This is a genomic window from Paenibacillus sp. Leaf72 (assembly GCF_001422685.1).
In the GTDB taxonomy this organism is placed as follows: Bacteria; Bacillota; Bacilli; order Paenibacillales; family Paenibacillaceae; genus Pristimantibacillus.
Genome location: NZ_LMLV01000031.1, coordinates 421,090 through 436,220 on the forward strand (window position 1 = coordinate 421,090; position 15,131 = coordinate 436,220).

Genomic DNA, 15,131 nt, shown 5'->3' on the forward strand with positions numbered 1-15,131 from the left:
CTTATCGACAATAAGCGCCCCGGTTGGAGCGCTCATCACGAATTGCTTCTATAACTAAGCCTTGCGATATTTTAAATATAATGTAATTTCATCGCGATTGTGGAACAACTGCTTGGCCCTCTCAATCGTAAAAGCGGAGCTGAGCCGCTCTGACACATCTCGAATCGTTTGCAGCGGCTTGCGGTGCATGAGCTTAATGGTAATAATCGCTGTAGCTTCACGCGCTAAGGACTGCTGCAGGTCAAGCACGAGCCTGCTCATTTGCATCGGGCTCCAGCTCATATCACAGACGAGCAAATCATAAGCTTCTGCGGGCAGCTTCACATCCGACGCATTACGCTTATGGTAGGTTAATGCAGGATGGCCATTTAACGAAGGATGCAGCTCGCCAGGATCGACGGCCGTCACTCGGAGACCTCGTTCCAGCAGCAGCGACGTCCAGCCTCCCGGTGCCGCACCAATGTCCAGCGCCTGCTGGAAAGTTTCATAGTGCAGACCAAACTCCCGTTCCGCCTCCAGCAGCTTAAACTTCGCCCGGGAAATTTGCCCTTCCTCCCGTTGAAAACGCACAGCGCCGCCCGGCCAATCGGATAACATCTCCACTGGTGTGCCGCAGCCGACATAAAGCTGGCTTGCAGCAGCATAAATCGCAATAATCATATCCGGCGATTGTCTCGCAGATTCGGCTCCGATTTCCTCAAGCACCGCATCCAGCACCGCTTTCGTATCTGCCGCAGAATACGGATAGACGGTAACCTTCGCCTTGCGCAAATGAATCGATACCTGCTTGTCCACAAAAGAAAGCTGTGCATTCCGCACCACTCTGGACAGCTCTTCCAAATCATCCGCATCGCCGCTTGCCTCAATGACGCGGTCAACCGGCTGCAAATGCCTTAAAAAAATCGGCAGCTGCCGCTGAACCGCTTCCAAGGTTTCTTCCCTTGAAAGCGGACTTTCAAACAAAAACACTTCTCCAGCTGCAAGCTGCGTCACTTTCAGCTGTCCTAATAAACGCCTCAGCTCTTCTACCGCATAGGCAGCATATCCTTGATTAGCCGTACCAATCCACCGGCTCATAACGCCACCTCCCTAACATCACACAAACCTTTACAATGAAGCAATTTCCTCCAGCAGCGAGAACGGCATCGGCCCATTATGCACTATCGTTTCCTTCGGTGCATTGGCGTACAGCATTTGATACATTTGTACCCGTCCTGCTGCGCTGGAAGTGTGCAGGAAAACCTGCTTTGGATAACGTCCGGTGCTCACCATATGGCGAACAACCTCCGCACCCGTATCCTGGTTCCAGCCTAAATCATAATCAAGCGATAAAATATCAATTTCTTCCGTATCAATCATTTGTTTGCATTGCTCAGCTGTCAAAGCCAGCACAAATCCCTTTGGGCAATGCCTGTAATCGTCTAAAAAAAGATGTATCATGAACGATTCCCCCGTTCGCGACTTTTAGCTTTCCACTTGCTCCGGCTGGCAGGAAGGACAGACAAATGCCTTGCGCGCAGCAGTGCCAACGACTTCAATCTGGGAGCCGCAAGTACCGCATGCTTCCCCTGCACGCTCGTAGACACGGCGCTGTGTATAGTAGCCGCCTGTCAGCTTGTCGTCCATCGTAAGGGGCTGCTCCATGCTGCCTCCCTTAGCCGCCGCATCCTTCAGCACCACATGCATCGCCTCATATAGACGCTGCCATGCGTCTTCTTGAATAAGCGGAATTTTGATATCCGGACGCACAGCGGCAGCAAATGCAATTTCATCGGCATAAAAGGAACCGATTCCGCTAATTACTTGCTGATCAGCCAATGCGGCCTTTAAAGCACCGCGTTTTTTACGGAACAGCTGAACAAACTTTTCAAGCGTCAGCCTTTTATCTAAAGGATCAGGCCCTAGCTCTGCCAGTACCTGCTGCGTTTCTTTAACCGATAAAAGATGAACGAAGCCCTGGCGCATTCCTGCAACATAAAGGCTGCCCTTTTCCAAATGAATGACGATTTGCGCCTCGCTCTGCGGGCGTTCCTCGCCTTGCCCATAAAACAGGGACGCTCCAGCATGAAGCTGCGCAAGCAAACGTTTGCCATTGTCTAGATGCAGAAGCAAATGCTTGCCACGACGCTCCACAAACCAGATCGTTCTATTCGTTAGCGCTTCGTCAAACTGCTCAGCGGAAACATTTAGAAACTTCTCTTGCAGCACTTGTGTGCCTGTAATTCGGTCTCCTGCGAGCCGTTCTGTTAATAATACGCGATAATTTTCGATTTCCGGCAATTCCGGCATTGCTGTTCGCTTCCTTCCTGTCTGTACGCTATCCCTATGTCAGCTGTTTGCAGTTTCCGTAATATAAGAGATCAGCTCATCTAAATTTCTACATATTTTATCCGGTTCGCAGCCTGCGCGTTCCGAATAGTGCTTATAATTTTGCTCCGTTGTAAGTCCTGTCAAAACGAGCAGCGTCCCACAGCCCGAAGCGCGGCCAGCTGCAATATCCGTAGCCAGATTGTCACCGATTACCCATGTGTCCGAAGCCGGAAGGCCGAGCTGCTTTAAGGAATAATCCATCAAAATCGATGAAGGCTTGCCAATGACAATCGGCTCCTTGCCCCCTGCTGCTTGCAGCATCGCTCCAATTGAACCAGCCCCCGGCATTAAACCGCCTTCCGATGGAAGCAGCAAATCAGGGTTCGTTAAAATAAACGGAGCTCCGCCATGAATATAGCGAACCGCAAGCGAAAGCCTCGAATAGCTAAGCTCACGGTCGATACCTTGAATAACAAAATCCGGCTGTTCTTCCGTTAGCCGCAAGCCGGCTTCTTCAATAGCTGCGCGCAAGCCAGCCTCTCCAATAACAAAAACAGAAGCCCCCGGCTTTACAGAAGCCACATATTCAGCAGCAGCCTGCGCTGATGTGCACACATCCTGCTCCTCCGCCGGAATATCCATCCTGTTCAATCGCTCCGCTACATCCCCCGGCGTAGCCGAAGAGTTGTTGGTAACAAACCGATAAGGAAGATTTAGCTCCTTAAGCTTGCGCAGCAAAGCATCTGCACCTTCAATTCTTCTCGTTCCATGATAAAGCGTGCCATCGAGATCGATGAGCAGGCCCCGCATTTCAGGCAAATTATGTCCCATGATTCCCCAGCTTCCTTCCTATCTTGCCCTGCAAGCGCAATGACCGCTTGCGAAGCTCTGCAAGCTCCGCCCGCTGCTTGGCAGTTTGACGCCCCCGAAGCGGATGGCTAAGCGCCATCTGCAGCGCTTCGTCCGCATATAATAAAGCCGAATCATAATCTTTCAGCTTATGTTCGTAATACATAGCGAGCTCGATAAAGGCGCTGTCATCGCTTGCCCCAAATTTGTGAGGCAACATTACAGCCTTCTGCCACAATAACACAGCTCGCCGCCAATTTCCAGCCTTCTTGTCACGTGCCGCGAGCAGCAGCAATGCATTAAGCGTCATACCCGGAAGCTGTTCTGCCACCGCAAATAATCGTTCCGCCTTCTCCGCCTGTCCCATCTTCTCCAGCCACAGCCCTGTTCGCACGATTTCCTCCGGCTCTTCCGGCATCGGCAGCGGGCCGCAGCCCGCTTCGCCATTTAACAAATGCCCAAATCGGATCGCTAAGCTCGCAAGAGAAAGCATGTCGATTTCATTATGGCGGAATACGCCTTCCAGCGGCTCCGGATTTTGATCAGCTAAATATTGAAAATACAGCTGCGGGGCAAGCGAGCCCGGGACATCATCCACACGCTCAATGCCAAGCCGCTCTTCCTCCACATGGCTTAGCCTGCATGAAGCAAGCGTATTGCGCCAAACGCTGCGTGCAGGATGCAGAAAATCCAGATGCAGCGGCGCCCAAACTTTGCTGCCGAAGCCATTCAATATAAATCGGTTCAGCATAACGGGCCAATCAAACGTTCGTCCATTATACGTTACCAGATACGCATAAGCCGTCAGCTTTTCCTTCAAATAAGCCAGCATCGCCCGTTCCTCTGCCGGATGGCGAATTAGCGCCTGCTCTACAATAAACTGCTGCCCTTGCCAATAGGCAATGCCCACCATAAACGGCACATTTCCTGTCCCGACTCCAAGACCGGTCGTCTCCAAATCCAGAATGAGCAAATGCTCTGCGCCAATTTGCTCCCCGTGAAAAGCGGATAGCCCTTTGCTGGCTTCCTCAAGCTCCGAGAGCCGGTGAATGCCATGCTGATGGGCCGCAGGATATTTCACTTCACGCAGCAAAAAAGTTCCTACCTCATTCTTTTGCAGCTTGACGCCCATGGCGAGCCAGCTATCTGGAAGCTGCTCCGCGCCCGCTTCTATTTCTAATTCTACTTCTGCTTCTGTCTCTGTGACTTCTTTATTACCTTCTAAAGAGGCTTCTAGAGAGACTTCTAAATCAGGCACTTTAGAAGTCTGCTGCCCTGCACTTTCTATCGCTTCGCCTGTGCTGCTTGCTGATCCAGCTGCGCTGCTGCGCAGACGATTCATTCGCTCTCGCAAACTGCTCATGTATTTCCCTCCGCTTCCTCCAGAAGCTTAAGCGCCTGCTCCTTGCCGAGCAGTCCGACCTCTTCAATCGGCCCCACACAGGCTGGGCATCCGCTCAAGCAAGTACAGCCGCGAATAAGCGACTTTGCCTGACGGATCAGTTCATCATGCACCTCAAACAGTCTTTCGCTCAGTCCAATGCCGCCCGGGTACCGGTCATAAAAATAAATCGTCGGCTTCTGTGTATGCACAGCCTTCACCTGCGGCACGACGCGAATATCATAGGGATCGCACATCAGATAGAGCGGTGCAATATGAACCAATACATTCGCAATGCCCAGCAGTGCGTATTGCATCTCATTTTTGCTTTTGCGCGCAGCAGCCTCTTCGCTGAACGAGAACCAATAGCCGCTCGTATGCAGCTCCTCCTCCGGCAAATGAATCGGGCCAGAGCCAATATTTTCATGGCTGCGCAGCCGAATTTTTTTGAAAATCGTCGCCTTGGCATTCAGCGCCAGCTCTCCATACTGCCTCGTCAGCTCGCCCGATTCGCGCTCCTTGTCTACATAAAGCACCTTCAGCTCCACTGCGAGATTCGCATCGGTGTAATAATCGACATCGACTTTGCGCACATAAGCTTTCTTCTCAGCATAATCCAGCTTCTCGACCTGATACTGCACGCCCTCGTGGATATATATCGCTTCTTCGTGAATAAGCGTTGGGGCACTGAAGCGATCAACTTCGCCGAGTACACGGCTGCCCTCCGTCATATCAATGATGACGAAGTTTTCCTGCGCTGCAGAACGCAGCGAAATGTTATGGGCGGGAAACGATTGCTCCATCCAATACCAGCGGCTGCCCGCACGGTGAAGCACCTTTTCCTCCGTTAAAAACTCCATCATATCCGCAAGCGATTCCTCGCCAAACTTCTCACCCTCTTCAAAAGGAAGCTCGTATGCCGCACATTTCACATGATCAATGAGCACGAGCAAATTATCAGGATGGATAAGCGCGCGCTCTGGCGGGCGATTGAAGAAAAAGTCAGGATTCTGAATCATATATTGATCCAAAGGATTGCTGCTTGCCACTAAAAAAGTAACCGCGCTGCCCTGCCGGCGCCCCGCACGACCCGATTGCTGCCAGGTGCTGGCTACTGTGCCCGGATAACCGTTCAGCACGCAAGCTTGAAGCTGGCCAATGTCAATGCCGAGCTCCAGCGCATTTGTGCTGACGACGCCGCGAATTTCGCCGCTGCGCAGGCCGCGCTCAATTTCCCGCCGCAGCTTGGGCAAATACCCGCCGCGGTAGCCGCGAATCGTCTTCGCATCGAGCTTGTCCTTAATGATATCCTGCAAATAGGTCAACAGCAGCTCCACGCGCACCCGGCTGCGGGCGAACACAATCGTCTGAACGCCTTGCCGCAGCAGCAAGCCTGCCAGCTTCCTCGTCTCCAGCACGCTGCTGCGGCGAATGCCGAGCTGCCTGTTCACAACAGGCGGATTATAAAAAATAAAATGCTTTTCGCCCGTTGGCGCGCCATTATTATCAACGAGCCGCACAGGCTCGCCTATTAGCTTTGCTGCATGCTCGGCAGGATTATCAATGGTCGCTGATGCACAAATAAATTGCGGATTAGACCCATAAAACCGGCAAATTCTTTTGAGCCTGCGGATAACATTGGCAACGTGACTACCGAACACGCCTCTGTAAGCGTGAAGCTCATCGATCACGATATATTTAATATTTTCAAACAGCTTAACCCATTTCGTATGATGCGGCAAAATCGCCGAATGCAGCATGTCCGGATTCGTTACGACGATATGTCCAGCGTTGCGGATCACTTGCCTCACAGTCGGAGGGGTATCCCCGTCGTATGTATTCGTCTTGAGGTCGACGTCCATCAGGTCGGCAAGCGTCTGAAGCTCAGCCACCTGATCCTGCGCCAGCGCCTTCGTCGGAAACAAATACAGCGCCCGGCCTTCCTCATCCTCTAATAAAGACTGGAGCACCGGCAGGTTGTAGCATAAGGTTTTGCCAGAGGCAGTCGGGGTGACCGCTACAACGCTATGGCCTTCTCGAACGAACCGATAGGCCGTTTCCTGATGCGTATATAGTTCATTAATTCCCTTTGAGCGCAGCGCTTCCGCAAGCTTAGGATGCAGATCCGCAGGCAAGGCTGCGGTACAGGCCTCGCGAGGCGGAATGGTCCGCCAGTGGGTAATATTGTCCGTTATGTCCTGATCGTGCTTCAGCAGCTCCAGCCACTCCTCGAGTCCCGAGGTCTTTCCCGTCCAGCGGTTCATGACTGTTTCTCTCCTTGTATCCTGACTTTTCTAGTACACTCGTTTCTTTCATTTTACAAGAATACATGTTCGGCCTGCAATTTTATTTTTTGGGTATCCGTTTATTGACAGCTTAAGGCGTAGCCATTACAATGTGATTATATTAGATTGTTAGATAATTATCTAAATATCGAAAGGAGGTCATCCCTCATTGTCGATTAACCAGGCGTTTAAAGCGTTATCCGATCCTACAAGACGCACCATACTTGATTTGTTAAGAGAACAGGACTTGACAGCGGGGGAAATTGCTGACCATTTTCACATGACCAAGCCGAGCATTTCCCATCATTTAAGCTTGCTGAAGCAGGCTGAGCTAGTATCGGACGAGCGCAAAGGGCAGCATATTTACTACTCGCTGAATACGACCGTCTTTCAGGATTTACTCAAATGGATTGCTTCGTTTCAATGAACATCAACCGATTTATGACCTGACTTGGAAAGGAACGATGAATGATGAAAAAGAATTTTTGGACTTGGCTCATTATCGCACTATCATTTATTGCCGGGTTAATCTTCTACTCTTCTCTGCCTGCCACTATGCCCGTACATTGGAATGCGTTTGGCGAGCCTGACCGTTATGCCGGCAAAATGTTTGCTTTATTTTTCATCCCGGCTTTGATGGTGCTGCTTACTCTGATGTTTAAATATTTACCGAAAATCGATCCCAAAATGGCTGCAAGCTCCAGCACGATTAAAAGCACCAATATTATCAATCAAGTGCTGATGCTTGGCCTAGCCACCATTCAAGGCTTTATCATCGCATATGGCTATGGCGTCGAGCTTGATATTCAGATGGTCGTCATCCCGTTTATCGGCATTTTGTTCATTACGATCGGGAACTATTTGCCACGTATGAAGCCCAATCGCTTCATCGGCATCAAAACACCGATAACGCTGAATAACGAGCATGTATGGCGCAAAACACATCAGCTTTCGGCCAAAATATTTTTCTGGGGCGGCTTTCTCATTATAGTGACGGTGTTCCTGCCAGGCATGGTGCAGCTGATCAGCTTTCTGACGTTGATTGTGCTCGTCTCCATCCTATCGGTCATCTCGACTGTATTTGTTGACAAAAAAATATAGCGCTCTTGGAGGAGCGCTATACGTGCTTTTTCTCAAAATATTTCACTAAACGTGGGGAGGCTCCCACGTTTTTTTATTCCAACCTAGTCGGTGATTCAGTACCTTCATATCCGCATCGAGCGTCACAGCTACCCCAAACGGCATTTGCTGCTTATTCCAAAAACGCACATCGCTCCAGGTCACTTCGTAACCATCGAGCTTTTCCTGCACATTCACATGAACCCGCTCGGAAAATGACAATAGAGCTTTCACGCCTTCCTCGTTCATCGCCGCACGCACAACTGGAACCAATTCCGCGTCATCCAGCTTGCTCACTGTCGTCTCTATCTTAACCAATCCTCCGGCAACCGTGCCCGCTGCATAATGGTCGCCGCAGTCTGCTGTAAACTGCCAGCTGTAGCCTAGCAGTGACGGTACGAGCGTTATGCCCGTACGGAGGCCGAAGCTTTCTCGCAGCAGCCGTTTCACCTTACGGCTTACTCGCAGCCTCCATCCGATATAGAGAGCCGTCATTGCGTAAATGATGGCAAACATCGGGCCTGGCTCGGCTAAGCCTGATGCCCAAAGGATACAGCCTGATGCATGCAAAACAAACAAATACGGATCAAATAAGCATAACGTATCTAAATGCAGCCATTTCTGCGTTACAGGTCTGGCGCATTGCACGCCAAAGGAATTGAACAAGTCCAGCAAAACATGAAAACAGACCGCAACGAACATCCAGCCTACGACCTGCCAGGCAAGCTCTGGCACACCATAAAGCCATGCAATCGGCAAGCCCAGCAGTGACCAAATGGCAGGCGCAGGCAGTGAATGCGTAATGCCGCGATGATGGCGCACATAGGCCGCTTGCCCTTTAAAGCGCATCACCGTATCAAAATCCGGCGCATGGCTGCCGAGCAGCGTTGCTGTCCATACGGCAAGCATCGCGGCTGGCTGCGCAGCGAGCGCAGGGTCGAGCATCGCGAGTCCCCCAAGTGTTGCGCCGAACAATAAATGGCTTGCTGTATCCATCACGTATCAGCCTCCCGATGTGTATACTGCTGTTCACAGCCATCATACGGGGGGAATGTCAACGCATTATTTTCAGCATATGTTGATTTCGTAAGGGGTACCTGATGACTAGCACTCGCTTCGCCTTGCTATTTTGGCATGGAACAGATCATAGGCCGCTTCGGATTGCGGAAAAATACGCTGGGCCTCTTCCTTCAGCATCGGCATATCCTCAAGTAGAAAACGCGAGCTGAAATGCGTCATAATCAGCTGCTGCACACCTGCATCCTTAGCGGCCTGCGCCGCTTCAATCGTCGTCGAATGGCCATATTCATGCGCTTTCTCTTCCTGTCCAGCAGCAAACGTCGCTTCGTGAACGAGCAAATCTGCATTTTCGGCTAGCCGGGCCATGTTGGCACATGGGCTTGTATCGCCAGCAATTGCAATGATTCTTCCTTTTAATGGAGCTCCAGCTACTTCAGCAGCACGCACCGTCGTGCCATCTGGCAGCTGCACATCCTCGCCCTGCTTGAGCTTGCCATATAGCGGCCCTGACGGAACACTCAGCGCTTTCAAACGCTCTGTATTAAGCTTGCCCGGACAATCTCGCTCCAGCAAGCGGTAGCCATAACAGGGCAGGCGATGATCCAATGACCACGCTTCCACAACGAATCGCTCATCCTCATGAATAACGCCATCCCCTTGGATCTCGGTTATGATCAGCTCATAGTCAATATGGGTTCCGCTCAGCCGCAGCGCGGTTCGCACCATCTCTTCAATGCCTACAGGACCAAACAAATGGAGCGGACCTTTGCCGCCGGAATAAGATCTTGTGCTAAGCAGACCTGGAATCCCAAAGGTATGATCACCATGCAGATGCGTAATGAATAGTGCATTCAGCTTGCCCATTTTCAGCGGGGATCGCATCATTTGATGCTGAGTGCCTTCGCCTGCATCGAACATCCATAGCCCGCCATCCGGCTCTGGCAGCCGCAGCGCAATCGACGTTACATTGCGTTCTTTCGACGGCCGTCCCGCACCTGTTCCAAGAAACCAAATTTCCATGCACCTACCGCCTCCTGTTCAAAAATAGGATAAAGCCTCCGCCAATCGTTAAAAACGATTTTGCGGAGGCTCTCCCTGCTATTCATGATGCTATTTATGCACCTAGCGTTCAACCTTCTCAACGTTAAAATATTGCGCTTCCGGATGGGAAAACACCATCGCAGATACCGATGCTTCCGGCTCCATCATGAAACCTTCCGTCAACTCAACGCCTATATCCTCCGGCTTCATCAGCTCGAACAATGGACCTTGATCTTCCAGATCCGGACAGGCTGGATAGCCGAACGATACGCGAATCCCTTGATAACGTGCGCCGTGGCGCTGCTTCATCGTCATCGTATGCGGATCCGGGTAGCCCCAAATATCCCGCATCATATGGTGGACGCGCTCAGCAAGTCCTTCCGCCACTTCAAGCGCCACCGATTGCAGCGCGTGCGAACGCAAGTAATCGCCTTGATCCTTCCATTGCCCCGCCAAATCGCGAATGCCTTCGCCAGCCGTTACAACGAGGAAGCCGACATAATCCATAATGCCGCTATCTACAGGCTTCAGGAAATCCGCCAAACAAAGGAATGGCTCTACCTGCTGGCGCGGGAAGGTGAAACGTTTGATTTCCTTCGTCTGATCGTTAGCGTCGTAAATAATAATATCGTTTCCTGAGGATTGCGCCGGGAAGAAGCGGTACATGCCGTTAGCCTTCAAAATCCCGTTCGTCGTTCCTTCATGCAAAATGCCGTCAACCGTTTCTTTGAGATGAACCGCCTTCTCGTTCTTTTCCTTCAGCAGGTTTTCCACGTTGCCCTTCAGTCCTAGATGATGACCGAGCAGCATCTGCATATTGATATAAGGAATAATATGCGGCAGCGGAACATCGCGCAAAATGTGGCGATCCAAATCAGGCGGAATGTACACTGGCGCGTCTACTGAAATTTTTGAACGCTCGATTCGGGTAAGCTTAGGCAGCTCTTTGCTTTGAACCTCTTCTTCGCCGCCCGATGCTTTGTATTCCGCCATCTCATCTTCCATCCGTTGACGGTGGTCTTTATCCATCAGCTTATTGGCAATATCAAGCCCGTCCATTGCATCCTTCGCATACAGCACCAAGCCGTCATACTCGGGACCAATCCGTGTCTTTGTAAATTTCCGGGTCAACGCCGCACCACCGACCAGAATTGGCGCGTCAATGCCTGCGCTGCGCATATCCTGCGCTGTAATGACCATCTGCTGCGCCGATTTGACAAGCAAGCCCGACAGGCCAATCGCATCCGCCTTCTCATTGCGGTAAGCTTCTATAAGCTTCTCAGGCGGTACTTTAATGCCGAGATTAATAATCTTGTAACCGTTGTTGGACAAAATAATTTCAACGAGGTTTTTGCCGATGTCATGCACATCGCCTTTTACCGTCGCCAATATAATTTTCCCTTTTACGGACGATTCATCCTTCTCCATAAACTGCTCCAAATGAGCAACCGAAGCTTTCATGACCTCTGCGCTTTGCAGTACCTCCGCCACAATGAGCTCATTATTATTAAACAGTCTGCCTACCTCTTCCATCCCCCGCATGAGCGGTCCATTGATGACCTCCAGCGCCGTATATTTGGCAAGCGCCAAATCCAGATCAGGAATTAGTCCTTCCTTCGTACCTTCTACGACATAAGAACCGAGTCTTTCCTCCAGCGTCAGGTTGGAGATTTTCTCTTTCTTGACCACTTTCTTCTCGCGGAAGGCGGCAACGAAAGCAGCCAGCGTCTCGTCTGTCGTATTAAAAATCAATTCCTCCGCCAGTCTGCGCTCCTCTTCAGGAATCGAAGCGTAACGCTCCAGCTTCTCGGTGTTCACAATCGCATAATCAAGTCCCGCTTTTGTACAATGGTACAAATAAACCGAGTTCAATACTTCGCGACCCGCATCCGGCAAGCCGAAGGAAATGTTGCTCAGGCCTAGAATCGTTTTGGCAAGCGGATATTTTTCTTTGATTAGTTTAATACCCTCAATCGTCTCCACTGCGGAGCCAATATATTGCGGGTCACCAGAGCCAACCGGGAACATATTCGGGTCAAAAATAATATCCTCCGGGTTCATGCCATACTTATCAACAAGCAAACGGTAGGAACGCTCTGCCACTTCGAGCTTCGCTTCACGGCTAACCGCCTGACCACGCTCATCAATTAGTATCATGACGACAGCTGCGCCATATTGATGGATAAGCGGAAGAATCTTTTCAAACTTGGCCTCGCCATCCTCCAGGTTAATGGAGTTAATGATCGCTTTTCCTTGCGAATATTTAAGGCCCAGCTCAATAATATGATCGTACGTCGAATCAAGCATGAGCGGCACTTTAATTTTCTTGACAACTTGCGGCAAAAAATGATGAACGGCGTACGCTTCATCAATATCCGTATCCTGCAAGTTAATGTCAATGACATGGGCTCCGCCTTTTACTTGCGCTCTGGCAATTTCCGAAGCTTCGTCAAACTTCTCTTCTTTGATCAGACGCTTGAACTTCCGCGAGCCGGAAATGTTCGTGCGCTCCCCTATCATAATTGGGCGGTTTTCCGGCTCAATATAGACGGTATCAATGCCGGATACTGCTGCAGGATGCTCGCCATATTTGGTACGCGGCGGATATTTCGCCATCGTCTCGACAAGAGCGCGGATATGGTCCGGCGTCGTACCGCAGCAGCCGCCAGCAATGTTAAGCCAGCCCTGCTCGGCAAAAGCAGACATTTTTTTCGCTAGCGATTCTGGCGACTCATGATAATTACCGTTCTCATCCGGTAAGCCCGCGTTCGGATAACAGCTTACTGCCGAATTGGCAATTTCACTAAGCGTACGAATATGGTCACGCATAAACTCAGGACCAGTCGCACAGTTTAGCCCCATGGATATTGGCTTCAAATGCTCCAGCGAAATATAAAACGATTCAATGCTTTGGCCCGCAAGCGTCGTTCCCATAGGCTCAATCGTTCCCGAAATCATGATCGGAAGCTCACGACCCATCGTCTCAAACGCATTGCGAATGCCGATGCTTCCCGCTTTTACATTAAGTGTATCCTGGGAGGTTTCAAGAAGCAGCGCATCTACATCTGCTTCCATGAGCGCAATGACCTGCTCGTAGTAGCTGTCCACAAGCTCTTCAAAAGTAACCCCGCCTGTTACAGAAAGCGTCTTCGTCGTCGGACCAAGCGCTCCTGCCACATAACGCGGATGCTCAGGCGTCGAATATTTATCCGCCGCTTCACGGGCAATTTTCGCCGCAGCCAGGTTGATTTCGCGCGCCTTTTCCGGTATATCGTATTCAGCCAGCACGACGCTAGTTGCTCCGAACGTATTCGTTTCCAAAATGTCCGTGCCTGCCTCTAAATATTGTTCATGTATAGTACGGATGACATCAGGACGCGTCAACACGAGTATTTCATTACAGCCGTCCATATCCTCACCGCCAAAATCATCCTCGGTAAGATCGGCTTGCTGAATCATCGTTCCCATTGCGCCGTCCAAAATCAATATCCGCTTTTGCATCATTTCTTGTATGGTTGGTTTCGACAATTATGTGCACCCTTCCTGTGAAAATCACTAAAGTTCAGTTTAACAGAATCGACGCAATGTGAAAAGCAATTGCAATCGACAATCGCTTGTTTTTGCATTATAATCATTATATATTTAATATAACATTTAATTTCAATAGGAAAAGAGGGAATTGTGATGGCTGAGATTAGAATTCGCAATACTGAGGAAAGAATATCTGGCGAGCAGAACGTTCGCGCGTTTTTAGAAAGCCAAGAAGTGCTTTATGAACACTGGGATGCTAGCAAGTTGCCAGGCCATCTGCAAGATAAATTTGTATTATCCGATGAAGAGAAAGCGGAAATTCTCGCTACTTACGATGTAGAAATTCGCGAGCTTGCCCAGCGTCGCGGTTACAAAACATGGGATATCGTTGCCCTTTCAGATGCTACCCCAGGTCTTGATGATATTTTAAAACGTTTTGAGCAAGTGCATACGCACACAGAAGATGAAGTGCGGGCGATTACAGCTGGACGCGGAATCTTTATTATTAAAGGCAGCGAAGAAGTCGGTTATTTCGACGTTGAGCTGGAAGCGGGAGACGTTATTTCGGTTCCAGAAACAATTCCTCACTTCTTCACATTGATGGATAACCGTCAAATCGTTGCTGTTCGCCTGTTTATTGAAACGGAGGGCTGGATTGCCCACCCGTTCGAAGACCCTGCTTTCACTAAAGCTTGATCGTTCCTTCATTGAATTGCGTCATTATACAGAGAAGCCCCTTGAGCCATGTCCAATGGACCAAGGGGCTTCTTCTTATGCTTTTGCAGCAGTAATGGCGCGAGTATGCGCGACTATCCTAGCAGCGGCAGCAATTCCTCTAAATGCTTAATTTCATATGTAGGCACAATTTCATCCGACCGAACAGCGTCATGGCGATTAATCCATACCGAATCCATACCAATGGTATTTGCACCTAAAATATCCGTAGTCAGTTTGTCCCCAACCATTATACCCTGTTCCGGTTCAATACCAAGGCGCTCCAGCGCATGGCGGAAAATCGAAGCGGCCGGCTTGCCTTCACCGAAAGCGCCCGAAATAATGATGTGGTCAAAATAAGGCGCAAGCTGTGGAACGCCTGTAAGCTTCTCCTGCTGCAAATCCGGTGAGCCGTTCGTTAGCAGCAGCAGCTTATACTTGCCTTTTAGCGCATCTAGCAATCGAAACGTTTCATCATATACAATCGGGCGCGCTCTGCGCTCTGCCGGAAACTGCTCGGCCAGTATGGCGCCAAGCTCTGGATTGTCTACGCCCAGCGCTTTTAGCCCTTTCGTCCATGCTTCACGACGATAAGCGGGTGCAAGCTGCTCCAGCTTTCTGAACTCCTCCTGCTCTCCCTCACGGAAGTTAGCCCATAGGCCTTCAAAAGGATTAATTCCGATCATTTTCGTGAAAGGGAACGTTTCATACGATTCATATAAGCTGCGAGCTTCCTTGCGAACAGCTTCCTCCAGCTCTACCGCATCTACGCCCGCTGCTTCCGCACCTGCTTGACAGGTCGCATCAAATGCTTCTTTTACACTACGGTCATCCCATAGCAGTGTGTCATCCAAATCAAATAATACCGCTAGCTTTGCCAT

Annotated in this window: 13 protein-coding genes; 3 read left to right on the plus strand and 10 right to left on the minus strand. The window is 50.3% G+C overall.

What is annotated here, in order from left to right; translation table 11 throughout:
- Positions 1–54: 54 nt before the first annotated feature.
- The 6 genes from ASF12_RS25230 to ASF12_RS25255 are packed head-to-tail and all read right to left on the minus strand — an operon-like array spanning position 55 to position 6,804.
- Positions 55–1,077, minus strand: a complete 1,023-nt coding sequence (locus ASF12_RS25230) for an SAM-dependent methyltransferase (RefSeq protein ID WP_056040746.1) — start codon at positions 1,075–1,077, stop codon at positions 55–57.
- A 30-nt stretch (positions 1,078–1,107) separates the two neighbouring features.
- Positions 1,108–1,440 (minus strand): cyclic-phosphate processing receiver domain-containing protein, encoded by a 333-nt coding sequence (locus ASF12_RS25235; protein ID WP_056040748.1) that lies wholly within the window; start codon positions 1,438–1,440, stop codon positions 1,108–1,110.
- A 24-nt stretch (positions 1,441–1,464) separates the two neighbouring features.
- The gene (locus ASF12_RS25240; RefSeq protein WP_056040750.1) at positions 1,465–2,289 is read right to left on the minus strand and encodes an Fpg/Nei family DNA glycosylase; all 825 of its coding nucleotides are present in this window, start codon (positions 2,287–2,289) and stop codon (positions 1,465–1,467) included.
- A gap of 39 nt (positions 2,290–2,328) precedes the next feature.
- On the minus strand, positions 2,329–3,141 hold the full coding sequence (locus ASF12_RS25245; protein WP_200931671.1) for a TIGR01457 family HAD-type hydrolase: 813 nt from the start codon (positions 3,139–3,141) through the stop codon (positions 2,329–2,331).
- Positions 3,131–4,522, minus strand: coding sequence for a ribonuclease H-like domain-containing protein (locus ASF12_RS25250; protein ID WP_056040752.1), 1,392 nt, complete (start codon positions 4,520–4,522; stop codon positions 3,131–3,133). The genes ASF12_RS25245 and ASF12_RS25250 overlap by 11 nt, the downstream gene beginning before the upstream one ends.
- On the minus strand, positions 4,519–6,804 hold the full coding sequence (locus tag ASF12_RS25255; RefSeq protein ID WP_056040754.1) for a DEAD/DEAH box helicase: 2,286 nt from the start codon (positions 6,802–6,804) through the stop codon (positions 4,519–4,521). Before ASF12_RS25255 ends, ASF12_RS25250 begins: the two co-directional genes overlap by 4 nt.
- Before the next feature lie 190 nt (positions 6,805–6,994).
- Between ASF12_RS25255 and ASF12_RS25260 the strand changes: the two genes are divergently transcribed.
- The gene (locus ASF12_RS25260; protein WP_056040756.1) at positions 6,995–7,252 is read left to right on the plus strand and encodes an autorepressor SdpR family transcription factor; all 258 of its coding nucleotides are present in this window, start codon (positions 6,995–6,997) and stop codon (positions 7,250–7,252) included.
- 41 nt (positions 7,253–7,293) lie between these two features.
- Entirely contained in the window at positions 7,294–7,926 is a 633-nt protein-coding gene (locus tag ASF12_RS25265) for an SdpI family protein (RefSeq protein ID WP_056040757.1), read from the plus strand.
- 45 nt (positions 7,927–7,971) lie between these two features.
- Here the strand turns inward: ASF12_RS25265 and ASF12_RS25270 are convergent, their stop codons facing one another.
- The 3 genes from ASF12_RS25270 to metH all read right to left on the minus strand — a co-directional run bounded on the left by ASF12_RS25270 (position 7,972) and on the right by metH (position 13,509).
- A complete protein-coding gene (locus ASF12_RS25270) occupies positions 7,972–8,940 on the minus strand; it encodes a metal-dependent hydrolase (RefSeq protein ID WP_056040759.1) in 969 nt (322 codons plus the stop codon).
- Positions 8,941–9,048: 108 nt separating this feature from the next.
- Positions 9,049–9,984 (minus strand): ribonuclease Z, encoded by a 936-nt coding sequence (rnz, locus tag ASF12_RS25275; protein ID WP_056040762.1) that lies wholly within the window; start codon positions 9,982–9,984, stop codon positions 9,049–9,051.
- A 102-nt stretch (positions 9,985–10,086) separates the two neighbouring features.
- Complete coding sequence (gene metH, locus ASF12_RS25280; protein WP_442952556.1) at positions 10,087–13,509, minus strand: methionine synthase; 3,423 nt, start codon at positions 13,507–13,509, stop codon at positions 10,087–10,089.
- 180 nt (positions 13,510–13,689) lie between these two features.
- Here metH and ASF12_RS25285 point away from each other — a divergent pair, with 180 nt between their 5' ends.
- Entirely contained in the window at positions 13,690–14,232 is a 543-nt protein-coding gene (locus tag ASF12_RS25285; protein ID WP_056040766.1) for a 1,2-dihydroxy-3-keto-5-methylthiopentene dioxygenase, read from the plus strand.
- A gap of 113 nt (positions 14,233–14,345) precedes the next feature.
- Here the strand turns inward: ASF12_RS25285 and ASF12_RS25290 are convergent, their stop codons facing one another.
- The gene (locus ASF12_RS25290; protein WP_056040767.1) at positions 14,346–15,131 is read right to left on the minus strand and encodes an HAD family hydrolase; all 786 of its coding nucleotides are present in this window, start codon (positions 15,129–15,131) and stop codon (positions 14,346–14,348) included.